The following is a 25,114-nucleotide window of genomic DNA, read 5'->3' on the forward strand; positions in this document are numbered from 1 at the left end:
CGCATGACGGCCCTCGACCCGCTTCGCCCTGACGAGGTCGCGCTCAGGCGCGACCTCGGCTCCGGTCGCTTCATGCTCGGTATTGTGTCGGGACGCTGGCGTCTCCTCGACGCAGCCTTTCCTTATACGCTCATCGCCTTGACCGCCTCAGATGGGACGGAGCTTGCGCTTCGCTTCGAGTGCGGCGGCTATCCGCGCGTCGCTCCGACCGCCCAGCCGTGGGACCCGTCGACCAACCAGCCCCTCGCTCGCGGACAGTGGCCGCGGGGCCGGTCGCTCATTCCGCTGGCGTTCAACCCGGACTGGAAGGGTGGGACCTGCCTCTACATTCCCTGTGATCGTCAATCGATCGAGGGCCACGATCACTGGCATAGCCAGCATCCGGCGCTGCTCTGGGAGCCGGCGAAAGGGATCACGAAATATCTCGGCATCGTCCACCAGCTCTTGAACAGCGCCGACTATGGAGGGCGCCTTGCTGCTGCGGCCTGATCCCGAATTGCATTTCGCTGCGCGGACATGGGTCACCATGTGCGACGCCCTTCATGCCCGGACGGAAGGTCACCACGAAAGCGGCGCCTTTCTTCTGGGCAAGGTCGCCGGACGCAGACGACTGGTGGAGGAGATCGTCTATTATGACGAGCTCGATCCCGATGCCTATGCGTCCGGTGTCGTCATTCTTCATGGCGCGAGCTTCAGCGTGCTCTGGTCCCGCTGTCGCCAGGCGGGTCTCGAAGTCGTAGCCGACGTCCATCTCCATGGAGGAGACGCCTTCCAGAGCAAGGAGGATCGCGAGCACCCGATGATCGCGCAGCCGTGCCACCTCGCGTTGATCCTGCCGGGCTTCGCCGCTCCTTCAATGGCGACCGAAACGATCGGCATGTTCGAATATCGGGGAAGCCACCGCTGGCGCAACCTCGGTCACTGCAGCATCCGCCGACACCTCAAGATTGGGATCTGACCCATGACCTTCCTCGACACTAAATCGCTGGGCGATGGCCTTCACCGGCTCGCCAAGCTCGCACTCGACAGCGGCGAGGCCGCCTCCATCGAGGACGCGCTCGCGCTGTTCCAAACCTACGCGCTACACATACATGTCGGTGACGAGATCGCGGACGACACCAGCCAGCAGGCTGCTTTACTCACCGCCGCGAACTGCGCGCGGCGAGCCCTGCTGGGCGGCGTCACCGTAAGCGGCGCACTCGATACGCTGTGCTGCCTCCCAGGCTGGCGAGGACGTGACCTCGCCAATGCCATGCTAACGCTGGGTGCCCGCATCACACCAAGTAGCTCCCACACCCCCATGATCCAGATCGGGGCGGGTTCGGCACCGGACAATGTGATACTCAAGACGATTACCAGCGGCTGGAGTGGCGGCTGCGTCCCTGGCTACGTCGACATGCCGCCTGACCGCGACGCGTTCGTACTGGCTGGCGTTGTCGCCGGCGCGCTTGCGGTCTCCGAGATCTTCCAGCGCCTGCGAGGTAGCAACCCTGCTGCCGGGCGGCGCAGCGTCGGGCTCTCGCTCTGGGATCTCTCTGCCGATTGGGACGATGACATCCAGTCCCACCGTCTGCCCGGCCTCCTGCCAAACTCCGTTTGGCTCATCGGACTTGGCAATCTTGGCCAAGCTTATCTCTGGTCGCTCGGCCTTCTCCCCTATGCCGAGCCCGCCGAGGTCACCCTGACCTTGCAGGATTTCGATCGCATAACCCCCTCCAACGACAGCACCTCTCTCCTCACCAGCCTCGACATGGTCGGGCGGCCCAAGACACGCGTGATGGCTGGATGGTCCGAAAGCCGCGGCTTCCAGACCCGGATTATCGAGCGCCGCTTCGCCGCCGATTTCAGCGTGACGTCGGAGGAACCGGCAGTCGCTCTATGCGGCGTCGACAATGCCCTTGCCCGCGCCGCCCTTGAGGACGCCGGCTTCGAATATGTCATCGAGGCCGGGCTGGGCGGTGGCTCCGACTTCCTTGCCATCCGCCTCCACTGCTTCCCCCAAGTCCGGCGTGCGCGCGATATCTGGTCATTGGTGCCCCAGGCGGAGGCCGATCTCCTCGACATGCCGGCCTATCGACGGCTTCTCGCCGATGGCGCCGACAAATGCGGACTGGCGCAGCTCGCCGGACGAACCGTGGGCGCGCCGTTCGTGGGAGCAATCGCCGGCGCGCTGGCGATCGCGGAGCTTGTCCGCCTTGCGAACGGATGGTCGACCTCCGCCGTCGCCGATCTTCACCTGCGCAGCCCCGGGCAACGCACGGTGATCTGGCAGCCCGACGGGCTCGTTTGCAACCCGGGAGCATGCGCCAGCCGCTAGCGCCGTCTCCCGCTCCGTCGCGATAGCCTGCCCGGCATTTTTGCTGGGCAGGTTTTTCGGCGTCTGGCAAACGAGGATGCAAGCCGCTTCAGGGTTCTATACTCCCCTGACGGGATCGTTCGAGGAAAACCATGACCGGCAGCTATCCGCAGATCACCGCGCATGTCACTGTCGCCGAACGCGAGAAGTTTGAGGCCTATGCTCGAAAGTTCGGCCTCGACGCTGGCAACCTTCTCCACCTACTCTGGCAGCGAGAATTGCGAGTCGGTAGGCTCGATGTAATCGACGGCGCCTTCCAAGAACCGGGCGGCATGCACAATGGCAAAGGACTGAATTCAAAGGTGACGACCCATCTCAGCGCACCATATCTTAAAGATCGCGTCAAGGAACGAGCGGCCGCTGCCAATCTGCCAGTTTCGCGGGCCGGCGCCATGTTGCTGCGCGACGAAATGAAGACGCGCTGGCTGCAAAGCGCACTCGATCTTGGTGACTCAAATTGAGTCGCATGGGAATCAACGCTGTGTTAGGTTTCTTCCAGCAGAATGGCTGGCTCGTGGGGTGGAGCATATGACTATCGGAGCACGACTCTCGAAATTCAAAATCGGCGACCTCGCCCTCCGCTCCGCCTGGGAGATCGAACGAGGTCGATCGAACATGGCGTTCGATCCGACGCCGCTTCGCGATCTCGCCCAGGCGCTTGAGAGTTCCTCCGACATCGGCGCTCCTCAAGGTAGCGTGACCTACATGCGGCCAGGCTATTTCGAGCCGCTTGAAAAGGTCTACCATCTTCGGCACCCGCGCGATGCCGACACGCCAGAAAGCGTCAAGGAGTTCATCAAGGAAGCCACCGTCCGTCTTAAGTCTGTGGCAGACATCGGCACTAGCGAAAGGGACAGCGAGTTGGTAGGTTTCTGCCTCGAGCTGCATCGTGCGTTCATTCGTCGCATGCCGGCGGAGGGGAGGCATGAGCATAATATCCGCAGCATCCCGGCTAAGGCTGGCGTCCGCTAGACGCCGGATCGCCTCCTTCATTGAGCAGATCGATCTTCTCGCAGAGTCTAGTTTTCCGCACGATGACGGAAAGCAGGTTCTGGAGAAGATCAAAATGCAGTTCGAGGATCTCCGTAAGCTTCTCGAACTGCCTCCCACGGCCGATGATGACTACGCCGACCAGGTTTGCACCGACGTTGCATGGAAGATTTCGGATTATACCGATATCCTCGGCTTAGTCCTGCGCTCGACAAATGTCCGCAATGCCTTCGAGCTCCATCATGTGCTCAAGGGTTTGGTCGAGCGCATCTTGGGTCAGCCGACCGACCTGCTGATCTCGTCGGAATGGGCCTTTGTCCCGTTCACCTATCCCGTAGGCATCGACCTCCTTCCGAGTGTCGTACTGATCGGAAGTCCGGCGCCTGAATCTGAGAATGCTTTAATCGTCCCGCTCGCAGGGCACGAGATTGGTCATTCAGCCTGGCGCGTCGCCGACGTCGCCCAGGCGATGACTGCCGATCTCTATACCGCCGTCGATGCCGCCATCGCCGCCAACAGCGCGATCGCGCCGGGCGACGACGATCTCTTCGTGCATTCGAGTGCGAACGTCTATCGAGACCGATGCGCCGAATATGCGATGCGCCAGCTCGAAGAAATCTATTGCGACCTTATCGGCCTCTACATGTTCGGTCCGGCATATCTCTACGCATTCGATTACCTGCTCGGGCCCGGAGGTTTTGACCGCTCGCTCGACTATCCCAGCGATGCGCAGCGGATGGCCATTCTCGCCGATATGGCGGACCAATTATCGATCCACGTCGATCCGGCACTTCGTCATCAGTGGAGCAAGCCGACGATCGACTTCGAGTACAAGCGGCTAATAGCAATCGTCGATAAGGCGGTCATGGATATGGTCGAGCCTTTGAAACGCGTGGTCAGCGACTTTGTCGCCAGTAGCGGTCTGAGCCCGCCGGCCGCCGCCGAGATCGACAGTATCTTTGTCTCGTACGAGCGAGGCCAACCCTATGCGGGGAGCGCCTCACTGGGTGCGATCATCTCTGCGGGGTGGAAGCTGCTGCGCGAGAAGGAAGATCTTTGCACCGAGGCACAGCGCGACGAATTCAAAGTGCTGTGCGATCTCATCTGGAAAACGATCGAGGTGACAGAGTATCTCGAAAAGGGGTCGCTTCCGGATGCTTAACTGTGATGAGATTGCACGCCGTATTGATCTTAATCCGAAGGACGCAAAGCGGATTTCGATTGTTCCTAAGCCGGAGCTAGATCAGCTCCGGCAACGAGGTGGCACATCCATCGACTTGCGTCTCGGGCGGTGGTTTCGCTCGTTCAAGCAGTCGAAAACCAGCCATTACAGCCTTGTTGACGAGCTCGTTGCGGGCCATGGCCAGCAGACCCAGATCAAGACCAACGAGCATTTCGTCCGATTCGGTGCCGATTTCATCCTTCATCCCGGCCGCTTCGTGCTCGGGGTGACGATGGAATGGCTTACCTTGCCGAACACGATCTCTGGCTATGTGACCGGAAAATCCTCTCTTGGTCGCCATGGCCTGGTGATCGAAACGGCGGCAGGTCTGCACCCAAACTTCACCGGCTGTCTGACGCTGGAGCTCGCCAATGTCGGCGAGGTCCCGCTGGCAATCTCGCCGGGCATGAAGATATGTCAGATCTTCCTCCACGAGGTCGAGGCATCCGGAGCGATGGACCGAGGCACGTTTTCAGGGCAGCGCAAACCGACTGTCGCGCTCGGCAAGGTCGATCCGATATTTGCCCGCCTGAAGACCAAGAGGCCCTAGGACCTAGCCCGCTTGGCCACATGGAATGTAGCTGGCCGGCAGTTCGTTGGCACCTCTGATCAGACGCGCCCCAGCAGTTTTTGCCGCTCCTCAGCCGTCAGCGTGGATTGCGCGACTGCGATCTCGAAATGCTCTTGATGCGGCACGACCGGTGATCGACGCGCATGAAAGGAAAGGGCGAGCGCGTGCGGTGCGCCGCTCCAGCTCGCCGCCACCTGATCATCCGACAGTCCGAGGAATTGCGCTATCACATGCGTGACCCGTGAGGGGATGGAGTCCGACCGAATCCGCTTGGCATTGAGCTTCGTGATCAGGCCATGATCAAGTCCCGCGGCCAGCATGACATCGCTTAGCGTTTTGCCGGCGCGCTTGGCTAGGTCGCCGAGTGAAATGGGCGTGCCTGCGACGGCAATCGGGCGCATGTCCTCGTAGGCTAGGCTCTGGAATGCGCTCTGGGCACGCGTGAAAACGAGATCCTCCTGCTCACCGCTCAGCATCGCCGGTGCCGGCAAATGCGCTTCCTCGGCCCAGTCCGAGGCAAACTCCATCAGTTCGGAGCGATAGGCAGGAAAGCACCCGGCATATTCGGCGACCGCATCGGAAGTGGGTTCACCGTATGCGACGAGCATCATGTCCAGCACATCCTCCAACGTGGGCTGATTGGGATGGGTCATTGATCGTCCTTCCAGGTTTCAAACATCATTGCGTAAGCGCGAGCAAGCCGGTTTTGGATCGTCCGCGGCGTGACGTCGAAGCGCTTCGCGAGCGTCATGCGCGTCTCGTCGCTGCTCTGATTGCGCTCGTCACCGATCTGCCAGCCACCAAAATAGCGCAAGATGACCAGTTCACGAAGCGCCTCGGGAAGCGCGGCAACAAGCTCGCGGACGCGCGCGCGGTCCGCGGCCGCCAGATCCTGCTCGTGGCGGTGGTTTGCGACGAAGGCATCGGCGGCGTCATCATCCACGGCGATGTCGCCGATGAGCGGAGCGCGATACAGTTTCTGGCGCATCCGCCCTCGCGCCAGAGCCGTCTCCCGCTTGAGGTAAGTGAAAAAGCGGCACTCCAGAAAATCACCGCGGTCGTCGTCCACCAGCAAGAGACGGGCGAGGTCCATGAGCACCTCCTGCTGAACGTCCATCCGCGCCTGCGGATCAAAGCCGCGCACCGCTCCGCGGAAATAGACCTGGCAGCGCGCCGTCAGCAGCGCGAACAGGCGATCCCTTGTCGACGTCTCGCCACGGCGGTGGGCCAGACGAGTGAAGAAGACGAGCGCCTCGGCGGTCCGATAGCCGGGCTGTCCCTCCCCTACAGCAAATGCGGCCAGCAGGTCCGTGGGTCCTGTCCCGATGAGCGCCAGAATATCGCGTTCGGCCGCTTCGCCACGCGTGTAGCCGTTGTGAGTGAGCGCCGGCAGGAACCCGCTGCTGTCGCAATCGCGCGGCTCGGCGGTATTGGATTGCGACAACTCGACCTCCTGAGAATCTGTCTCTCACTAAATCGACTCCCCGTCACCCGAACAATGCTGAAAGCCTACCCAAAATTTTTTTCAGAAAGCGCGCAGAATCTGTTTCCTCAGATGGGTGGCGGCTCGTTGGCGGCGCGCGCGTTCAAGATCGAAATATAGCTCAACCTCGCCTGAGGGTGTCAGTTCGCAAGCCACCGCTCGCACCTGGCTTAGAACTAAAGTACGAACGCCTGCTCTCACTAAATGGGGTTTTCGCCAATACCATCGTCTATATCCGCTAAGTCCCATTTGGCACCCTTCGGGAGAGCTGGCAGCAGTCGACCAGATATTGCCATTCACCAAATGTGGCGTGAACGTCCTGATCGGACTGAACCTGCCGGACAGTCAGCGATCAAAGCCAGTCGTTCGCTGGTTAAGAACGAGCGCGATTTTCGGTCGCCGTTGCAGGGTCATCTGCTAAGGCCGGTCATTACATGTGCGCTCGAGCGCTTCTAAAAAGAGGGGGACACTCTGCCTGCGAATTCCGTAAACCAGACAATGGGTCTCCTGAAACGTTGGGCGGTCGGCATCAGTGATGAGCTTGCTCCCGCAGGCGTCTACGTGTTCGGAAGTCTAATCTATCGCGAAGGAGAACAGTTCGGCGAGAAAAGCGATGTCGATCTCCTCGTGATCATGCCTGAGTTGCCGGACGCGGTAGATCGGACTGAATGGGTTGAGCGGCTGCTGGCGAGAAAGATCGAGCTAGAGGATCAGCTTGGGCGGGTCTTGCGGCGGGATCGCAAGGAGTTGATCTGCAGCGTAGTCGCGGCGACAGCGCTTGAGGTCGCGGCAGACGCGCATAAGGACGGGGCTCCAAATTTCTTTGCCTCTAACTCATTTTACAACCTCCTTTCGGGCGACCGCGTTGACGGTCTTCCGAGTGCTGGCAGCCGCGCGATTGCCGAGCGCCTCGTCCTAGGATGTGTCCGCTTCGCGCAGAAGCAGCGCAACACATACCTGGGAGCGAACGCGTTGGGGGATGAGACGCTCAAGCCTTTTGAAGATGAGGACGATCCCGCTCCCAAGGCTATCATGCGTCACGCGGCGATGGTGCAATATCTCGAGGATGACGGCGACGCTGACCCCGGAGCAGAGTTCGACGTGAACATCGGCGCCGACTTCTTGACCGTTATGCTTCGCGACCGTCGTGCTCGTCTCGGCGAGCTTAGTCGGCGCTTCGCAATTCGTCGCGGCGGTCGCGGCGAGCCGGCGCCGCTAACATCGAAAGATCAGCTGATTCTCTCCGAGTTGATACTCGACGCTGCCATTCAGCTCGAGGCAAAGGCAGCTGCTGTGATAGCCGAGCCCAAGCGACCTTCGCTCAAGGGGGAGCACAGCACCGTTCTCTTCGCGAAGAGATTTTCCGCCGCCTTTCCCGGGGTCAGAGGTATCAAGTGGTTCGAGGATCCGGATGACATCCGCGACCGGCTCGAAGTTCTGCTTGAGGAGCCTCTCGAGTACGAGGACGGAGTGCCGATCTGGTGGACGCGCGGGCGGGCCAACTTGCAGATTAGTAGCGCCTCAATGTCCAAGGGTGTGCTGGAGATTAACGACGACGAAATGAAGATTCGGCGCATAGCTGCGGTCAGTCCGGGCTCATACAAGTATAGTTTCGTCATGCTGGACGTCGCGCCGCTACCACCGATCGGAATCTATGAGCACACCGAAGGCCGCATAGCCGAGGTAACGCGGGGCGAGGGCCCATTTCCCTATTATTGGGAGGAATTCGGTCTCGTCGATGGAAAGCATGTGATTACACGCGGCGAACTAGATGATGGCTCCGCAAAGATTGATGGAAAGCTTCAGTCGGTCGCAAACCGCGTGTCTTATCGTGGCCGCTACGTAACGGATTACAACTGCATCATTGCTGGAGGCGGCTCACCGGTCATGAATTCCGACTACGATGAAAGGTTGGAAACGCATTTGAACGCAATGCTGCATGGTGAAGATCGACTTGAGGATATTGCCAAAGAGATCGTCCGACTTCCCACAGGTCGGTTCTAAATTGTTGCTATCTAAATAATGTTGTGGCCAGTCGCTTACAGCCCATTTCTGTCGATTTGCGATGATGGCCAAACGACCGTTGAACGTACGCTCTTGGCGAAAGCTACCGTTCGAATCATCGCGCTGGAAAGGCAGCTAAGTCCCAAACCCAGTCGATCATTGCACCTGCTAGTTTGATGATAAGTGGCCAGGTCCGTGGAGGCTAATTTTGCCATTAAGTGGCCGCATTGATCGCTTTGGGTGAATTGGCAGCCTTGCATGCCGATTTTGCAGTCATTGTGGGCGTCGAGCTCCAGTACACGGTTAAGTTGTTTTTCGATCTTGTGCCAACGATTGATCTGCGCGCCGTAAATTTATATTATCGTAAGACCTATATCTCTCTCGAATGATAGCGTTGAGCCCTTAGCCAAATGAAATAGTAAAATAATGGCAAATATTCAGCTTCCGCCGCTCAATAAGTTATTCTGTCAATTTATTGGTTAGAATTTTCTTCACAATGTCGTCGCCTTGAAGATATCAACTTTGGTCTCGAGACACTTACGCAAGTTGAGATCATGGGCCCCTACTTCGAACCACGTTGACGGCCTTTGGTAAAAGTCTAGACCCCGCCCAATCTTTATGACCCAGCCATTGTCTATCCTGATCTCTCGGTCATGGATGGTGGTGTTGAGCACAATTTCAAGCTCGGTGTCTAACTCGAGGAGGCTTTGTTTGAGCTCATCAAGCTTTTCAGACATTTCGGCGATTTGGGTTTTCTCGTCATATCCAGTAACGAGAGTAATTTTTCGAACTGATCCTGCCTTCAGCACAGTTTCGCAAAAGCGAACGAAGTTTTGGATCTGGTGGTTGGCCCGAATGTACGGGTCCTCGATTATTACACTTTTGGCACCTCGCAGGTATGGACCTATAATCGACTCATAGCTGTGGCCCGTATCGCCATATAGGATAGTGAAGTGTTGTTCTCTCAGGCCAGCCACATCTGGCATGCTCGGAACAGGTGCCGCAGAATGTGGGACTTCAGGCGCTGCACCTGCGACTGAAACCGGCGCCACCCGCTGCTCAACAGGCGGCACATGTTCGCTGTCGCCAGATTGCGCCCCCGGCCCGTCCAGCTTTCTGCGTGCCGGCTCTTGTGTCGCAATCGCATCTTTCGATTCCGGGCAATAAACAACGACCTCTTCGCCACCGACATTGAAGTAGGATAGCCCGATGCGCGCAAACTCATCATCCGGCTTGCGCTTGTTCATCTGCTCTTTGACGCGTCGCCGGCACTCAGTGGCATATGCCACGTACTCTTCGAACTCGGCGTCGGTTGGCGCGCCGTTCGGGTGCAAGATCTTCAGGAATGCGCAGACGGTTTTCTTGATGCCCTTTTCATCACGCCCCTCGATGGCGGCCCCTAGCCGGATGCGCTTGCTGACTTCCTCATACCGGTTGGTGTGCTTGAACTGGTAGTGGAATGCCTCGGCCAGATAATCGGTGATGAAACCGTAGTTGCTCGTCAGGAATTCACTGCTGTTTTTCGGCATCTCCCAGCCGGGGATATAGGCCGCGAAGCGATCCATCACGGCCAGGTCAAGCTCTGCCGGCAATGGCTGAAACAGGTCAAACTCGCGCGAATTCACCACATCCTGCACAGAGACGTCGATGTTGCCGACAAAGCTAAGGCTGGCATCAGCGATCACCTCGGCGCCTCGTGAAAAGCGCCCGTTGGCCATGAAGTCCTTCATGATCTGGATGGTGTCGGGATCGCGCACCTTGATCCCACCGACCTCGTCAAAGGCAACCGTGTCCCAATAGCCCACCAACCCGACCTTGCGTCGGGCGTTGTTGTAAAACAGAGTGGCCTTGGTCGCCTGGCCGCCGGAAATCAGCGTGGCGTAGGGCGAAAATTCGCTGAAGAAATAAGATTTCCCGGTGCCGCGAGGGCCCAGCTCTATGTAATTGTAGTTGGGCTCGACCAGAGGGGCCAACCGGGCGATGAAGTGCATCTTTACCCGGTGCAACAGCTTCGTCGGCTCCAAGCCGACAGACCGCAATACTGCCGCCAACCAGTCATCGCGGGTGAAGGCTGCTCGCCCCTCGGCATACCGACCGAAATCAAATCGCGTGAGCTGGATTGGCCGAAGTTCCTCGATCAAAAATGCATAGTCGTCTTCGTCGATATCGTTGTGCGCCAGGGTCACTTCGGCCCAGATGCCGCCCTCTAAAAGCCGCTCGTTGTCGCGATAAAACTTCTCGCCGATGGCGATGCGCTGGGAGTTAAAGTTCTCCAATGACGCCCAGTGGCGCTTTTCCTTTTCGACATAGCGAACGTGAACTTTGTCGATGAAGCGGTGCTTGCCCACCGTCGCGACTTTGGATTGCGCCGCGTTGGCCTCGTCGGGGCGGACATAGTTTTCCTGCAACGACGACAGGACCGCTTCCATGCCGGCATCAAGCTCGGCCTGGTCATTGCTGGCGCAATATTTGGCGAGCAGGAACTCCAGGACAAATGTCGGAACGTTGGTGCCCTTTTTGATCCGATGGAGCAGATCCTTGCGTAACACCTTGCCATCGAAGGTCTCGTTCAGCTTTTTGTCGAGTTCGTCCATCTGGTTCACTCTGTGTAATCGGTTTCGAGCGACAGCTCACTGCCCTTCGATGCCAGGGCAAGCGTCGTCGGATTGAGCGCCTTGATGGTAAACTTGCCGCGAAACGCATCATCCATGCGCAACGCGATCTGCTTGCGCTGCCCGGGCGCCAAGGTGAGCGTCCGCGTTGCGGGATTGACCTCACCGCCGGCGCGCGGCTCGCCCACGACGTTGCCCTTGCTGTCCTGCGCTTCCAGCAAGATTTCCAGGCTGATGTCTCGCGAAAACATATCGTCAGAAATGAGCGTGACTTCGATCACCGGCAGCATTGTCGTGATCCGCTTGGCGCCGTTCTTGTAGGTCAGCTCTACCGTCACTTTGCGCGGATCGGCATTGGCGGCGTTGTCGAGGCGAGCCACCAGCACCGGGACGACAGCTTCCGCCAGCGACGCACCGCCATGAAAATACAGATGGCCAGAACGATAGGGCGCCATGCTGCGCGGCATGGCTGCTTGCGTAAAATCGCCCCGGATGCCTACCTTTTCCGCACCGATCACCAGGCTGTGGCTGTCGGCAGAACCATAGCCCAGCATCAAGCGGTCATGCGCATTGATGGTCCATGCGCCCTGGGGCTTCACGCAGACATCGCCCGCCTCTGCGTGGGCGTTCAAGAAGAAGCCGTGGTCCGTAACAATTACAGCGTCATTGAATCCCAACCCGCGCAGCTTATGGAGCGCGACGCGGATTAGCTTCAGGGTGTCAGGTATAAGGCCAAGTGTGGTCTCTGGATTGCTTTCGAGTTGGCTGTCGATCTCGGTTGACCGCAACACCAGCAGATCGACGGTCTCCGCGATCTTTGGCTTGCCGCGAACAAAGTCATTCAGCAGCATTTCCGCAAACCGGTCGCCGTATCGCTTGGACAGAACACTCATGCGCTGTCCAACGTTGGCCACCGACACGCCACCTAGTTTGGGCACCAGCGCATCGTTCTCTAACGACAGCGTCAGATCGGTACGCGCTCCAGGCAACAGGCTCGCCATGCCCACCAGCGTTATGGTTGGCAGTTGGGCGTAGGCAGCTTGCAGCTCAACGGGACCGTCCTCAGCCAGCTGCCTTTCAAGCGACACACCAAGTTCGTAACGCAGCGCATCGACCAGCAAATAGGCGACTTTGCGACCACTTTCCTTCAGGCGATCCGCGACCAGACGATCGAAAACGTCTGCATTGGCCAGGCGGCCAGTGGGGGGCCAGCCGACGGCGTCGATGTGCTTCACAAACACGCTTTGAACCTTTTCGGCCAGTCGCCGATAGCGCGCTCGGGCTTGCCCAACCAGATCATGCATCAAACCATGCTGATCGAAGAAGTCACCCGCGGCCTGTTCAAATTCGCGCTGCAGGCGATCCGCTTCGCGCAGGCTGCTCAGGTAGAAATCGATCAGATCTGTCTGCGATCGAGAATGGTCTGGCAGCTGGCGGTCAAAATCATCGCAGGCCTCAACCAAGTTCAAGCCGGCTCGCACCAGATCCCATTGCGCCTGGCTTTCACCCATCCCCAGCCATATGGAGTCAATCTGTCGAGCCAAGATACGTCGAGTAACATCCGTATCGCCGTTCGCAATTCCCCTGATTGCCGTGCGCAACACGGTTCGTTCTTCAAAGGGGAACGTGTCGCGTTCGCCAAGATCATCGATAGCGCCGCAGAGATCAGGCAAATCGAGCTCCGTCTCAATCGCTGCGGCACGTTCAATATAAGTAGCACGCGACTGATACGCGGTGCGCAACCGGTCACAAACGTCATCCACGACCTGTCTGGCCTCTGGCGGCGCATGCGGCACACCCTTTAACGAGTCCGGTACATCCCCTGGCAGATCAAACAGGAATTCACTGAAGAGGACAAAGCGCCACAGCTCATCTGCCAGGGCGGACCAGGTTTTGCCCCGGGTCTTCAGATTTAGACCTAACGTTGCCCGTAGGAAGTCGCGCGCCTCTTGCACCCAACCTTCCTGCGACTTCAGCGCGTCAGCTTGATAGGCGTTCGGCGCCAGCAGCGCGGTCAAAATCTCGCGCCCGGATTCAACATCCAACGTCGCGCGCAACTGCGGCCACCGCACACCGCCACCGATGGCATCGATCACTGCAAATGCCGGACTACCGGCCGAAGCGGCAAAAACTTGACGGATTTGGGTCGTATGATCTGGCTTAGCGCGCAGACACAAGCTTAGATATTCATCCCCGTCGTCTTGCGGAAACACCGCCCCGCATGCGGCATAGATGGCAAACGGATCCGCCTGTTTTTCCTCGTCGGTTACAGGCATTGGGGCTGGCACATAGATCAAGAGCCCCGCCAGCGACGCATTGGGCTGCCCCACTTCTCGCAGCGCAGAAAGTGCTGCTTCACGGCTTTCGATGCTGCTAATCGTCGCGTCGACCACGCGGACATTATCTGCGGCAAGGTCAAAGCATTGTTCGCGATAACGTTGGTCTCCGTCATAGACGACCAGCGCACCAGCCTGCTGCAAGCGCGGGCGCAGTACACTTTCGCGAATGAATTCAGCAATCGTCATGCGTTCGCGTCCGTCTTGCGGCCGCGCGCCTTCGCAGCCTTCGGTTCGGGCTCGATGTAAAGCGCCTCCAGGTCATGGGCGATGGCAAGCGACTTATCGGTCTTGCACTTCTCGCGCACACGGTCGGGCCAATAGGACAGGGCCAGATGCGCCCAATCGTAGTCGCCCTTTTCCAGCTTGGCCCAAGTGTCCCTCAGGATCTTCTGCCAAGGCTTGTGCCGGAAGAGCGGCCAGAGCGGGGCGGCAGTGATCTGAACGCCGTCGTCGTGGTTGGGCTGATACGTCGGGGCAATGTGCAGCAGGGTGTCGCGCAGCTCGATGAGTTCCAACTCAAGCGCCTGGAGTGCCTCGAACGCTTTCTCGTCGTCGCTCGAGCGAGCGCTACCCTTGTCGCGCAGCGTGGCGGCGTCGCGGCCTACTTGCTCCAGCTTCGGCTCTACGAAGTCGTTGACGGCGGTGTAGAGCGTTTGGCTGGTTAGGCTGGGGTAGTAGAGCCATAGGGTGTAACTACCCGAACTGGTCGAGAGCGGCCAGTAGATCGGGGCCTTGCGACGGCTCTTGCAGTACTGTTTCAGGTGTAGGGGGAAGAAGTCACGCTTAAGCCAGCGGCGGACGTCGCTGGGGGCCTCGGCATCGACGCGCGTAAGAACTTCTTCGATCAGCCGGGGCAGATCATGTGGGTAGCCTTGATCATCCACAAGGATGCCATCGTGCGCATGGAACGGTGCAGCGCCTTCTGGCAACATGCCGGGGCTTTGGGTTGGGAGCGGATCGAAGGGGGCTGGCTCCGGTGGAGCCTCGCGCTCGCCGGTGGCGAGACGCCAGTCGAAGCGAGAGAATGCGACGCCGACTGCCCAACTGAGAAGGCTGTCAGTCTGCTCGATCGCTTCGACGACATCGTCGTCTTCGCTATCGTCAGCACCCTCGGCGTCGTCGCTGTCATCTTCGTTGTCCGTCAAACCAGACGACTCGAGCGCTGCAGCGCGGTCTGAGCCGCTGAATCCGTAGAGATCAAATGCTAAATTATCGATCTCGATCTGAATATTAGCCAAATCTTCTACAATCAATGTTTGATCGTAATCTTCTAGACGTACACGAAGTGCGGCCGGCAATAAAAAGGCGTGGGAGATTTCATCGACTGAATTGAGTCTGCGCTGCAGCGACCAGCCGCGTTTTGCCAGGTTGCTCAGCTCTTTCGCGTCGCTATCACTTAAGTCAGGGATCGGAACCTTGTTTAAGGTCCCAACCAAAAATTCAGGGTAGCCAAATCTACCGAGCGCAACTTTGAATAGGTAGTCAACTGCTGCACTATTTAGAACCGCCAAGCGAGACGCGAGCTCCTTTGCCGGAAAAAAAGCTGCGAACCCCCTGTCGGAAAAGATGCACCCGCCTGGCATTGCTTGCGGCGCAAAACGGCGCGCTCGCTTTGGCCATGAGACGCCCGCATCGAAATAGTAGTCATGTCCATTTAACGCTGCGCTCCACTGGTAGCCCCATCCGCGAGATCCGCGATATTCGCTTATGGCTGCCTTGAGCTCTGCGCCATCATCTTTCCAATTGAGCACTACTCCAACGTCTCGATAGTACGGCGACTCATTTCCACCCATTGCGAATGGTACCCACGGATATTCAAAAGTTAACTGCCTTGACCCACAAGTGCGGTTTCTGTCTACTTCGAGCCAGAGCCTGGTGTACCTGAAGTTGTCTTTTGTGGATACTCCCACACTCGCCGTACCAGTGTTGTAGAAAAGGCTTCCCTCATTAGAAAAAAGGGAACGCACTTCATCACTTACCCAATACGAGAAAGGACTTCCTGGAACTGTTCTGAAGGACTCCGGATCCAAGATATAGATATCTTGACCTTTCGCGTGCACGCGAATTCTTGCGCATGCTTCGCTCAGCGCGAACCCTTTATCTTGCTTGGCCAGCAACCGTAAAAAGGTTGTCACGTCCTCTTCTCCAGAACGTAGGCAGCAGCCTCAACCATAGCATCGTCCATCACTCCCAGGCCAAGATCGGCAATGACTTCCGGTGGAGCATTTTGAAGCAAGATTTCTTCCCGCCATTTTCGAAAGCTCGAAAGAAAGAAGCAGGTGCGCGACGTAATCGCGCCCATTCTGCCTTCCTTACGCAATACCTCTAATCCTCGTTCCACAAAAATCGCTAAGAGGTCACTTTTGCTCCTGGGATATGCTTTGCCCAATGGTGTCTTGGTGTTCGCAGGCAGAGCGCCAAAAGGAGGATTCATCACAACCACATCGAAAACCTCGCGGCAGTGGTCGATCATCCGCAGCCCCTGCAGCGCATCACCAGCAAAAAGGCGCCCCTGATAAGAAGAACGTGCAGCGCCCGCAAAGTGTGTCAGAGCTTCACGTAGCCGCACTTCAGCCTTTTGCCACTGCACCAGATCCTCCTCCCGGAAAAGATCACCATGTTCGCCGAAGACCTTGCGGATCAGCGCGGGCAGTTCCTTTTCGATCTGCAGCAGCACGCCAAGCTCGGGCAGGCCTTTGAGCAGAAACAGAGTCTGCTCGAACAACTCCGCATCGAGGAAATCGAGTTCCTCCATAAACTGCTTGCGCAAGTCCACCTCAGCCGGGGGTGCGACTGCTGCCACAACCTGGCCCTGGCCCACTTGTGGCCGATCCTTGGCCTTCAAGCCCGCCAGATGCCAAGCGCGCTGAGCCCGCAGCCACAGTGCCAGTGATGCGATCTGCGCCGCACGCGGGTCGATATCGACGCCGTAGATGTTATTCTCGACAATCAGTCGCGGCACATCGCACAGAAAGGCGTCCTGATCGGCATAGGTTTCCAGGAGTGGCTTCAGGTCGGGGCTGACCCCGGTTTCGCGGTCCAGCGCCTCGGCACCCTTCGCCTGCTCCCAATCCCAAGCCTCGCGGTAAATCACCTCGAATAGATCGAAGGCGTAGAGCCCAAAATGCATCGAACCGCAGGCAGGATCGAGCAGCTTGATCGTCCGCGGATCGCGCAGGCGCGGCGCGGGTTCGGGCTGCTCGTCCGGCTTGACCAGCAGATACTGGCAGCGATCGCGCAGCGTAGTCTGCCCGCCCATCCAGTTGAACCAGAGGCGCCCGAGCGTGTTATCGACCAGAAACTCGACGACATAGCGCGGCGTGAAGAACTGGTTGCGTACGGCCAGTTCGCGGCTGTTGCGCGGCGCCTGCGACGCATCGCGCATCGCTTTGCGCTCTTCCTTGGAATTGAAGTACTGATAGATCCAGCCGATCGTCTCGTCCTCGGCCCAGAGCGGATCGATCTCGCCGTGGTTGATTAGGGCCAGGACCTGAAGCAGCGCTGTTTCGCGAGGGAAAAGACGTCCTTGCGGGGAAAAGCGATCGAACAAGCCTGGAAGATCGAGCGAGAATTCGTCGAACACGCTCTGCAAATAGACGCAGTAAGCATCGCCTGTTTCGCCATGGCCCGCTCCGGCAAGGCGGGCGTAGAGCTGAAACCCCTTTGCCTGATAGCCGCTGCCGACGGATTCGATCAGCAAGCCGCGCGCCTCTGCCATACGCAACGCAGCTAGGCGGTTGAGTACGGTAAACGCCTGTTCGCGGACAATGCGATCAAGCCCCTGGGTAGCGTTCGTGTCACCTCTGGCGGTGTAATGCGCCAAGGTGTCGCGGAGAATGCGCGCGGTTTCACGCTGCGCGTCGTTGATATGTCGCAGGGTGGCCAGATCATCCACCCTGCCCGAAGAGGGATCCATGCCATAGTCGTTCTGGAGCTGGCGGGTGAACTCTTCCTCCAGCACGCGGCGGGCGTCGTTGACAAAGCGCTGCAGGCGATTGCGAGTGGATTGGTCAAACGCCATGATTATCGGGCACCGTCTTGATCGACCTGGAAGGTCACTTCCATTTCCGCATATAGGCTGAGCTGAGCCTTGATCTCGTGCAGTTGCTGAATGAGGGCATCGATGTCAGCTGCCGTGGTCATTTTTGCCGGCACAGCGATCGATCGAGATAGCCTGGACGGGCCAGTGTCGCCACCAACCTTACGCTGTTCCTCGATCCGCTTCCGCAGGCGGTCCTGGCCTTCGCGCTGGATTGAGCGCTTCAGATCTTCAATCGTGCTGTTGATGTCGTAGTCGCGGGCGATCAACTTTTTAAGGCCGCCAATGTCCTGTGCAGCGTCTATCAGCAGCCCATCCAGACGGCTCGCAGCATTGCCGCGTTCCTCCTGGGTAAGCTCCTCCCACTCTGGGATGCGCTGGAGGTCTTCAACACCCTCTTTCACACGCTGCTTTTGCTGATCCGAAAGAGTGATGACGGCTTCGCGCACCCTGCCCTTCACATGAGTAAGCTGCGTGTTGAAATCCGCGACATGCCTATAGAAATCTTCGGTCGCGAGGCGATCTGACATTGCGGCAAGATCTCCGGCCAGTTCGCTACGCAATGCGCCAGGAACACCGGTATCGGGCAAGGCGCCAATATCGCGACGATGCGCCTGAAGATCGCGCAAGGTTATCTCGAGTCCGTTTTCCAGCGCACGCTTGACCTCCAATGCCCATCTCAGGTTGTCATAGATCGCGGACGTTTCTGCCCCCAGACGTTGGGGCGCATCAGAGGCATCGGTGAACAAGACGGCAGCAAGGTCTAGATTCAAAGCGGTCACTCGGTCAGCCCCCGCCAGGCCAAGCCCATGCAGCTTCTCAGACAGCGCACCATAGTCGTGTTGAAAGCGCGAGAAATGCTTGGCGGCGGCCTTGCTGATCTCTTGCTCCAACGGAATGACCAGATCTCCGACCAATTCGGTCAATCGTTCCGCTGCACGAGCAAGGGTGTCCATCGATGGACGCCCATCGCGCAAGGAAACGCCGATTTGCTTGAAGGAATTGTTTGTTTTCAGCGCATCGATCGCCTGCTGACCAGCGGTCGTAACTTCCCGGCCTGATACCTTGAGCTTGATTTCGCCCGCGACCAACATGGCTGCGACGATGTAGCGCGTGGTATCCTGTGACCATCCGAATGGCGCGCTGTTGAAATCGTCGAGGAGCTTCTTTCCATCAACCGTCCCGCGGCGATCGATGTAATCTCGGATGCTGATTATCGCCTTGTGGTCGGTGTTGAATGTTGATCGCCCAGCCACGGTTTGGACTAGGCCCAGAGGGTCCAGGCTGCTGTTGATGGCGGCTGGATTTGCGACCTTGAGGAACCTTTCTGCAACGTCGGTAGCGGCACGCACGGGAGCCTCAGAATACCGATCGAAGACTTGATCTGCCACGTCGGACAAAAGCTTCTTTGCGGCCTCGAGTAGATCCGGGCTGAGCGCGGTGACCGCAGTCGCCTGCCCGCGGAACACGAAGGAGCCTGCCTGTAGGGTCTGCTTGATCTTGCTTTGCAGCTGAGCCGCAATCTTGGCTGCGCGATCGAGCTGGCTCGAGCAATAGTCTTTGACCTCTTGATCGGGTTCGTTGCGATGCAGCTCGGCAATGCGTTGGCAGCGATAGATCTCGCTCGCCAGGTCATCAAGCTCTGTGCTCGTCCGCGCCAGCAGCCCAATGATGTTGCCGCCAGCACGGCTGCGCGATTCATCGAGCATACGGTTCTTGGTAGCCTCGTAATCGCCGGCTGGGACCAGTTCGACAACCGTCTGAACGGGGTTTTGATCGCCGGCCAAACTGGTGGCGGTGCTGCCCGTCTGAGCCTTCAGCCCGGTCACAACCGCCATTGTACCGTGCAGACTGACTCGCGGCAGCGGGTCATAAGTTTCGCGAAGCGCCTCGTTGAAAATGCGCTTCACATCAACCGAACGCAGCGCGATCGCTCCACGTTCCTGCTCAATATCGCGCAGCCGTTCGCTGAGGAAGACGAGGCTGCCGTCCTTTTCGCCGAGAGGTACGAACTTATCGGCCAGCATCTCGTCGACGGCCTTCCGCACTGACTCAAGCTTCGATGTGGCCGTGATTGAAGGATGCATCAAACTGGCCACATTCTGCACAGTCACCGGCAGGTTGCCGAGGATTTGCAGCACCGCGATCGTCTTTGCGATGTTCAAATGCAGCGCGGAATCGTGGAACCGGTCTCCAACTCCCCTTGCCACGGACTGGTGGATTGAAGGGAATGCTCGGCGGATGTCCTTTTCGAGCTCGTCATAGAGCGTGACAGTTGTGGCGAGCCAGCCAACGGGCTGATCTGCCATCGCCCTTGAGCCGCCCTCACCCTTCAAAACGTCCTGAATCACCTTAATTGCAGATCGCAAGCCGATGCCGCCAGTTGATTTGGCGAGGGCGCCTAGCAGGTGGAGCAAAATGTCGAAATGCGCTGGGAGGAACGGGTAGAGGTTGGTGAAGCTCTCTTTGCTGAAGTCCGCATCGTAGTATTTTGCATCTTGGAGCTTGGTATTATGGCGTAAGGCCTGGCCGTAATCGTCAAACAGATTGCCCAGCTCAGCTTCGCCCGTAGGTGATTTGCCCAACAAGCGTCGATAGCAGATCTCTTTGATATCGCTGGATTCGAGATCGATTTGGATCGGGAAGCGGTCTTTGAGCTTAAACAGCTTGCCCGAGTTCAGCGCAGCGCGGGGATCATCCTCGGTCAACGTCTGCTGAGCTGTTGAAATGATCCAGACCTTGCCGTCACCCAAACGTTTGAGATTTTTGGCAAGGCCATCGATGTTGAGAATCAGATTGTCGCGTGAGGCAACGTACTGCCCGACCTCGTCCACGATGAAGATGATGTTTTGTTTGCCGCTTTTTTCTCGAACGATATCGATCATTTCCTGCACACGCTGGTCTTCGAATTGAAAGAACCCATCGGTGCTGGACGAAAAGGCTTTGGCTTCCGGGAACAGCGCCGGATACATCTCGTGTGCGATCTTGGGAATCAGCCCGTCAATCGCCAGCGGATTGTTTTGAATGCGACTCCAGGTCACGCCAGGCATTGCGTTCGCCACACGATCATGCAGATCGGCTGTACGCCCATCTTTTTCGACCATTCGTTCGAAGGCTGCGACTTTCAGATTCCGGGAGTACCCGGCCCATTGCAGCACTTTGAAATAGAGAACGGTGGAGACGTCCTCCATAGAGGCGCCCGCAAGCATTTCGCTGGCTAGATCAAGCATGACCACCGCGGCTGGAAACCGTTGCGCTACAGTTCGCAGCAGAGCCTTGGTCTGAGACTTGTGCAGGCGATCTTGGAGATGGGTAATAAACGGTGTGCCGTCGATCGTGTGCCGATCATCAAATGCCAGCCCCAGGTATTTTGTGAACGAGCTTTTCCCCGAACCGTAGAACCCCGAAACCCACACGCCGATTTCGTTTTCTCCGCCGGCTTCCATCGCATGCTGCATGCGGTCAAGGAGCTTGCGAAACTGCTCCTCAATGCTGTCTGTTACCACATACTCGGAAATCTCTGCCTTCAGGCGACCTTCCTCTGACGCACCATAAGTGATGACCTTCTCGATCGTCCGGTAGATGTCCTTACTGGGGTCGAAAAGTGAGCGGATAAGCATCAAATATTTCCTGCGTTCTCAGATTGGTCAGCCGCCGACGTGGACCGAGCGATAGTTGCCGTCTTCCGGATAAAAGCCCAGAAATTTCAGGCGCGTTTTCCCGGTTCTGACGCCGGGATAGAGAAATATCGTAGGCACGTGAAATTTGCCCTGGAGCTGGCTTTCGATGGCGCCGATCCGCATAAATGGATGCAACGCCTCAACATCGGTGACCAGCAGCAACGCGTTGTGCCGGCCCTCTAATTCTTGCAAGGCACACTCTAGCCGCGTCAGCAGGCCGCCTTCCGAAGTCAGAATGTCAGCCAACGCCTTGTTCGTCCGCGACCAGTTAAGCGGTGCCGTCTGATCTTCGAGAACGCAGAGCGACCAAAGCGGGTCAGCTTTGAGCAAGCTCCAGATATGCTCGGCGATCGAGAAGGTTTCGACGTTCCAGCCCTCCTGATGCAGCTTTGAAATCCAGGCGGGCGTCTGACGTTTGACCTCGAGGATCTGCTGGGGTGCGAAGACCAGATAATAGATCGGTTCAAAACTCGCATGGCCGAGTTCGCGCCCATGACGAATGCGTTCCCGCAATTCGTCAAAGTCAGCCTTGAGCGAGGACATCGCAGAGCGCCTCCAAATCTTTTAGCTTCCAACTGATCGAAACCACATCACCGGCAGCCTGCACAATGAGCATCCCGCGTAGCGACAGACGTTTGATTTCATCGAGCACGTCTTCACGCGCAAGGCCAAAAAGTTGCCAATCCGTATGGCCGAGCAAGGCGTTGTCGCCGATGCCTGCGAAGTGCAGTTCATAGGCTAGATAGGCAGTAGCCACGGGGGAAATGCGGAATGGGATGATCCGCCGGGTTGTTCGCAGGCCACGCTCAAGCAGCCCATAATCGGCACAACATCCGGTCAGATATGCAGACACTCGCCTAACAGTGGCCTCAGCCCAGCGCTTTCCTGTCCTGCCGTCGTCGATGGCACGCTCCACGAACGCTCGCGCGTCCTCACTTGTGATCTGGGTATATCCGCCAGCGTACCGAGCCCAATATATTTGGCGTAGAAAATCGCCAAGAATGGGGTTGGCGCGACAGGTGAACACCAGGAGCAATTGCTCCAGATCCGCAGTCGGAATTTTTCCAACCAGGTGTTTCAGATGCCGAGCAGGCAAACCCCCATCAACCAAATACCGCGGCGCGAAGCATTCGACGATAATGTTACGGAGCCGGCGAGCTGTGACAGACGGAAACCGGCCCGATTCCAGTGCAACCTGATGAAGCTGACTTGCTGTCATGCCAGGCAGCCACAGCTCCAGGAGGGTCTTGGTCTCATTAACTAGGCCAAGGCCAGCCTGGAGCTGCGTCGTGTAAGTCCTTCCCTCGGGCACGCTCAGGCCACCAGGTACGGATAGGTTTTGACGTCGTGTTTGAACGCCCAATTATAGGCCGCGGCAATAGATTGCACAGTTTTTGGTGCATTTATGGAAGCCAACGCGCCAACCCCAATCGGCCCCACACCATTTAATAGGACCCCGCCAGCCAACTCCCCCAGTGCGTTTAGCGCGGCATCTCTGCTGCTCACCGACTGAAGCAGATATTCGGCCGCCGAAGAGGCTTGCGCTAGGATATGCAGATCCTGCTCCATCTCCTCCGGCAAGCGGAATAGATGGTAACTACCAACGCTCAGGTGCTCATCATGAAGCCGACGGGCGGCCTCGAGAACGCCGTGATATTGCGCGAGATCGGAGGTCTTGGCTAGCACAGGCTCGAGAAACAGACGGCTGGAGGCCTCATAAAAAGCGGTCGGCCACCAAGCAAATTGCGCTCGCTCGCCGAGATAGCCGACGAGCAATCGAGCTTCTAGGATCGGATACAAACTGCGTTCGGCCATGAAGATTCCCAGTTTTCAGCGTTAGTGGTCGACTCAGAAGTCCCGGCATTCAGATTGCGACAGACATCGAAACCTGAGATTCAAAGGGGTCAAATGCATCCATCCCTCGTTGGCGACACCCTATCGCGGCATAGCGTTCAGGTTCTGGATTTGCACGAGTTGAGCCGAAAAATCGGTGGGTTAGCAAGGCGGCGCAAGCTTCGAATCCTGATAAGTAGCCAGGTGCCTTGCAAAAAGAGCCGGCGAGTTACTAGACCAAAATCAAGGGCAGCAGGCCGGACTCGACCGCAACATCAAGCCGAACCGGATATTGAATGCGCCAACCAGGTCGAACTCGCACGCGGCTATGGCTCTCTGCAGGCAATCATTAAAGTTCAGTGCATCACTATCGCAAAGTTTGTCGCGGGCAGTCATCCTCTCCGGCCAGCTCCGAGCTCAGCCGACAGGGGCTTCGAAGGCAAACTTTTATGACTTTCTGCTGTTTCTTAAAGTCTTTAGGTGAGAAATGAAAAACACAGCGACCACATTATAGTCAGGGCTTCGGTTCTGTTGCGGGTTAGCTTTGGCCCCAGTACCAAACGGATCGACAAAATTCTGGTAAAAGTAGATAAATGGATACGCCACGGATCGCTTCTGTTCGAAATGGTTCGTGGGGGTAAAATATGTCTGGGCTTGCGAGCTCAATGCTACGGATTGGCGGATAAAATGAGCCGCCACATTTTTGACTTTCGCTCACCGGTTAGAAAATCACTCCCAGCTGGCAGGAGGGCAATGCCGATGAATCGCGGCTTCGATCCACTGTTTGGTCAGCCAACACCTTCTGGTTTCCATTTTTCTGGCGAGCCTGCGTGGGCGAGGGCCGCAGCAACGCATCACTGGCCGCATCGGACCAAAATAGGACTTGACATTGACAGATATTCTGGCAATATAGAGACATCTTAAGTGTCAGAAGGCTAATATGAACTCAAACCCAGCACCCACCTCCGCAAAAAACGGGCCTACGCTTGTCCCTCACGACCGCCTTATCCGCCTGTCTCAGGTCAAGGAAATCGTGGGCTTCGGCAAGACCTGCATCTACGCCATGATTAAGGCTGGCAACTTCCCTGCGCCATGTAAGCCCTGCGGAGCCGCCTCGCGCTGGAGTGAGAATGCCGTGATGGCATGGGTGGCAAGTTATACAAGCCCTTCAGTTCACTGAGGGATTTTGTGAAAACATAGGCGCCGATATCAAAGGGTTATCCAACCTATTCGAATTTACAAAGGGTTGCGACTAACCGACCCATTACATCAATGCTGCCAGATTTGATGGTTCGTACTGCACCGTGACCGTCAATTATCTCCAAATCCGCTTCGTCTCGCACCAGAGATGGCTGGCCACGAACTAGCATTGACCCAGCAGAGCCATTTACGGCGTAAACTTGGCCGTCGGGCTGAATAATTTGCGCTCCAACATCAAGCAGTAGGAAATCCAACGCACGAAAACCAAAATGAGGCGCATCGACTGACAATTGGACAAGGCTAAGTGGCATTCCGTTGGCTGAGAATGCCGCTAGCATGCCCCTCGGCAAAACAGCGTGCTCGATCACGTTAGGTTCGCGAGGGAAATATACTGGAATATGTTGCCCCTGCGCTGACTGGACCAGCGGGTCCTGGCTCCCCCCAAAGGCAAGATATCGAGGATCCTCACCCAAAATTAGAGCAAGGTCTTCGATGACCTGCAGTGGTGGTAAGTTCCCGTTTTCCTTGTCTTCATATTGAGCGATCGCACCACGGGTCTTCCTGCGCTCAGCAGGCATCGCGTTGGCTAGCTCCTGCTGGGACATCCTAGCACGCTTCCTAGCGTACCGAATTCGCCCGCCGACATACGTCAGGTCGCGATCTTCCTCAGCATCAGCGTCCCACTCCGCCATTCGGCCCATTTACCCACTCCAAATGTAACAGAGGATCTCATAGCATGTAATTTAAAGTGACATCAAGCCCTAGCTGCTGAACGTGCAGCTTCG

The 25,114-nt window shown here is 57.6% G+C and carries 21 protein-coding genes; 10 read left to right on the forward strand and 11 right to left on the reverse strand.

Annotation, left to right across the window (positions count from 1 at the left end; genetic code table 11):
* Positions 1-3 precede the first annotated feature (3 nt).
* From ACODS2_RS07560 to dcd, 7 genes are all read left to right on the forward strand, one after another.
* Positions 4-489 (forward strand): DUF7665 family protein, encoded by a 486-nt coding sequence (locus ACODS2_RS07560; protein WP_488998258.1) that lies wholly within the window; start codon positions 4-6, stop codon positions 487-489.
* Between the two features lie 37 nt (positions 490-526).
* Positions 527-958 carry an MPN domain-containing protein gene (locus tag ACODS2_RS07565; RefSeq protein ID WP_488998259.1) on the forward strand — a complete coding sequence of 144 codons (432 nt, stop codon included), beginning with the start codon at positions 527-529 and terminating at the stop codon, positions 956-958.
* 3 nt (positions 959-961) lie between these two features.
* Positions 962-2,317: a ubiquitin-activating E1 family protein gene (locus ACODS2_RS07570; protein ID WP_488998260.1), complete on the forward strand. Its 1,356-nt coding sequence runs from the start codon at positions 962-964 to the stop codon at positions 2,315-2,317.
* Positions 2,318-2,448: 131 nt separating this feature from the next.
* Entirely contained in the window at positions 2,449-2,817 is a 369-nt protein-coding gene (locus tag ACODS2_RS07575) for a hypothetical protein (protein ID WP_488998261.1), read from the forward strand.
* 67 nt (positions 2,818-2,884) lie between these two features.
* Positions 2,885-3,328, forward strand: coding sequence for a hypothetical protein (locus ACODS2_RS07580; RefSeq protein ID WP_488998262.1), 444 nt, complete (start codon positions 2,885-2,887; stop codon positions 3,326-3,328).
* Positions 3,282-4,508 carry a hypothetical protein gene (locus tag ACODS2_RS07585; protein WP_488998263.1) on the forward strand — a complete coding sequence of 409 codons (1,227 nt, stop codon included), beginning with the start codon at positions 3,282-3,284 and terminating at the stop codon, positions 4,506-4,508. The genes ACODS2_RS07580 and ACODS2_RS07585 overlap by 47 nt, the downstream gene beginning before the upstream one ends.
* Entirely contained in the window at positions 4,501-5,118 is a 618-nt protein-coding gene (dcd, locus tag ACODS2_RS07590) for a dCTP deaminase (protein WP_488998264.1), read from the forward strand. The genes ACODS2_RS07585 and dcd overlap by 8 nt, the downstream gene beginning before the upstream one ends.
* Positions 5,119-5,177: 59 nt before the next feature.
* Here dcd and ACODS2_RS07595 read toward each other — a convergent pair whose 3' ends face one another.
* Together ACODS2_RS07595 and ACODS2_RS07600 are read right to left on the reverse strand one after the other, a co-directional pair.
* Positions 5,178-5,792 (reverse strand): hypothetical protein, encoded by a 615-nt coding sequence (locus tag ACODS2_RS07595; RefSeq protein ID WP_488998265.1) that lies wholly within the window; start codon positions 5,790-5,792, stop codon positions 5,178-5,180.
* Positions 5,789-6,583, reverse strand: coding sequence for a sigma-70 RNA polymerase sigma factor region 4 domain-containing protein (locus tag ACODS2_RS07600; protein ID WP_488998266.1), 795 nt, complete (start codon positions 6,581-6,583; stop codon positions 5,789-5,791). Before ACODS2_RS07600 ends, ACODS2_RS07595 begins: the two co-directional genes overlap by 4 nt.
* Positions 6,584-7,120: 537 nt before the next feature.
* Here ACODS2_RS07600 and ACODS2_RS07605 point away from each other — a divergent pair.
* Together ACODS2_RS07605 and ACODS2_RS07610 are read left to right on the forward strand one after the other, a co-directional pair.
* Complete coding sequence (locus ACODS2_RS07605; protein WP_488998267.1) at positions 7,121-8,626, forward strand: nucleotidyltransferase domain-containing protein; 1,506 nt, start codon at positions 7,121-7,123, stop codon at positions 8,624-8,626.
* A gap of 218 nt (positions 8,627-8,844) precedes the next feature.
* A complete protein-coding gene (locus tag ACODS2_RS07610) occupies positions 8,845-9,015 on the forward strand; it encodes a hypothetical protein (RefSeq protein ID WP_488998268.1) in 171 nt (56 codons plus the stop codon).
* A 102-nt stretch (positions 9,016-9,117) separates the two neighbouring features.
* Here ACODS2_RS07610 and brxL read toward each other — a convergent pair whose 3' ends face one another.
* The 8 genes from brxL to ACODS2_RS07650 all read right to left on the reverse strand — a co-directional run bounded on the left by brxL (position 9,118) and on the right by ACODS2_RS07650 (position 23,111).
* A complete protein-coding gene (gene brxL / locus ACODS2_RS07615) occupies positions 9,118-11,220 on the reverse strand; it encodes a BREX system Lon protease-like protein BrxL (protein WP_488998269.1) in 2,103 nt (700 codons plus the stop codon).
* Between the two features lie 5 nt (positions 11,221-11,225).
* The gene (locus ACODS2_RS07620; protein ID WP_488998270.1) at positions 11,226-13,763 is read right to left on the reverse strand and encodes a PglZ domain-containing protein; all 2,538 of its coding nucleotides are present in this window, start codon (positions 13,761-13,763) and stop codon (positions 11,226-11,228) included.
* The gene (locus ACODS2_RS07625; RefSeq protein WP_488998271.1) at positions 13,760-15,088 is read right to left on the reverse strand and encodes a hypothetical protein; all 1,329 of its coding nucleotides are present in this window, start codon (positions 15,086-15,088) and stop codon (positions 13,760-13,762) included. The genes ACODS2_RS07620 and ACODS2_RS07625 overlap by 4 nt, the downstream gene beginning before the upstream one ends.
* A gap of 620 nt (positions 15,089-15,708) precedes the next feature.
* Complete coding sequence (locus ACODS2_RS07630) at positions 15,709-17,598, reverse strand: Eco57I restriction-modification methylase domain-containing protein (protein WP_488998272.1); 1,890 nt, start codon at positions 17,596-17,598, stop codon at positions 15,709-15,711.
* 2 nt (positions 17,599-17,600) lie between these two features.
* Entirely contained in the window at positions 17,601-21,236 is a 3,636-nt protein-coding gene (brxC, locus tag ACODS2_RS07635; protein WP_488998273.1) for a BREX system P-loop protein BrxC, read from the reverse strand.
* 27 nt (positions 21,237-21,263) lie between these two features.
* Positions 21,264-21,839 (reverse strand): BREX protein BrxB domain-containing protein, encoded by a 576-nt coding sequence (locus ACODS2_RS07640; RefSeq protein WP_488998274.1) that lies wholly within the window; start codon positions 21,837-21,839, stop codon positions 21,264-21,266.
* Positions 21,820-22,608: a BrxA family protein gene (locus ACODS2_RS07645; protein WP_488998275.1), complete on the reverse strand. Its 789-nt coding sequence runs from the start codon at positions 22,606-22,608 to the stop codon at positions 21,820-21,822. Before ACODS2_RS07645 ends, ACODS2_RS07640 begins: the two co-directional genes overlap by 20 nt.
* 2 nt (positions 22,609-22,610) lie before the next feature.
* Complete coding sequence (locus ACODS2_RS07650; RefSeq protein ID WP_488998276.1) at positions 22,611-23,111, reverse strand: BrxE family protein; 501 nt, start codon at positions 23,109-23,111, stop codon at positions 22,611-22,613.
* Positions 23,112-24,069: 958 nt separating this feature from the next.
* Between ACODS2_RS07650 and ACODS2_RS07655 the strand changes: the two genes are divergently transcribed.
* Positions 24,070-24,309 (forward strand): helix-turn-helix transcriptional regulator, encoded by a 240-nt coding sequence (locus tag ACODS2_RS07655; RefSeq protein ID WP_488998277.1) that lies wholly within the window; start codon positions 24,070-24,072, stop codon positions 24,307-24,309.
* A gap of 46 nt (positions 24,310-24,355) precedes the next feature.
* Here ACODS2_RS07655 and ACODS2_RS07660 read toward each other — a convergent pair whose 3' ends face one another.
* Positions 24,356-24,934 (reverse strand): hypothetical protein, encoded by a 579-nt coding sequence (locus ACODS2_RS07660; RefSeq protein ID WP_488998278.1) that lies wholly within the window; start codon positions 24,932-24,934, stop codon positions 24,356-24,358.
* Positions 24,935-25,114 lie beyond the last annotated feature (180 nt).

It is taken from the genome of Novosphingobium sp. FG137 (genome assembly GCF_057809735.1).

Coding starts and splice junctions, on each gene's coding strand:
- ACODS2_RS07560 (WP_488998258.1), top strand. CDS start 4: ATGACGGCCCTCGACCCGCTTCGCCCTGACGAGGTCGCGCTCAGGCGC.
- ACODS2_RS07630 (WP_488998272.1), bottom strand. CDS start 17,598: ATGGCGTTTGACCAATCCACTCGCAATCGCCTGCAGCGCTTTGTCAAC.
- ACODS2_RS07570 (WP_488998260.1), top strand. CDS start 962: ATGACCTTCCTCGACACTAAATCGCTGGGCGATGGCCTTCACCGGCTC.
- ACODS2_RS07660 (WP_488998278.1), bottom strand. CDS start 24,934: ATGTCCCAGCAGGAGCTAGCCAACGCGATGCCTGCTGAGCGCAGGAAG.
- ACODS2_RS07640 (WP_488998274.1), bottom strand. CDS start 21,839: ATGTCCTCGCTCAAGGCTGACTTTGACGAATTGCGGGAACGCATTCGT.
- brxL (WP_488998269.1), bottom strand. CDS start 11,220: ATGGACGAACTCGACAAAAAGCTGAACGAGACCTTCGATGGCAAGGTG.
- dcd (WP_488998264.1), top strand. CDS start 4,501: ATGCTTAACTGTGATGAGATTGCACGCCGTATTGATCTTAATCCGAAG.
- ACODS2_RS07620 (WP_488998270.1), bottom strand. CDS start 13,763: ATGACGATTGCTGAATTCATTCGCGAAAGTGTACTGCGCCCGCGCTTG.
- ACODS2_RS07585 (WP_488998263.1), top strand. CDS start 3,282: ATGAGCATAATATCCGCAGCATCCCGGCTAAGGCTGGCGTCCGCTAGA.
- ACODS2_RS07575 (WP_488998261.1), top strand. CDS start 2,449: ATGACCGGCAGCTATCCGCAGATCACCGCGCATGTCACTGTCGCCGAA.
- ACODS2_RS07655 (WP_488998277.1), top strand. CDS start 24,070: ATGAACTCAAACCCAGCACCCACCTCCGCAAAAAACGGGCCTACGCTT.
- ACODS2_RS07580 (WP_488998262.1), top strand. CDS start 2,885: ATGACTATCGGAGCACGACTCTCGAAATTCAAAATCGGCGACCTCGCC.
- ACODS2_RS07595 (WP_488998265.1), bottom strand. CDS start 5,792: ATGACCCATCCCAATCAGCCCACGTTGGAGGATGTGCTGGACATGATG.
- ACODS2_RS07605 (WP_488998267.1), top strand. CDS start 7,121: ATGGGTCTCCTGAAACGTTGGGCGGTCGGCATCAGTGATGAGCTTGCT.
- ACODS2_RS07650 (WP_488998276.1), bottom strand. CDS start 23,111: ATGGCCGAACGCAGTTTGTATCCGATCCTAGAAGCTCGATTGCTCGTC.
- ACODS2_RS07565 (WP_488998259.1), top strand. CDS start 527: ATGTGCGACGCCCTTCATGCCCGGACGGAAGGTCACCACGAAAGCGGC.
- brxC (WP_488998273.1), bottom strand. CDS start 21,236: ATGCTTATCCGCTCACTTTTCGACCCCAGTAAGGACATCTACCGGACG.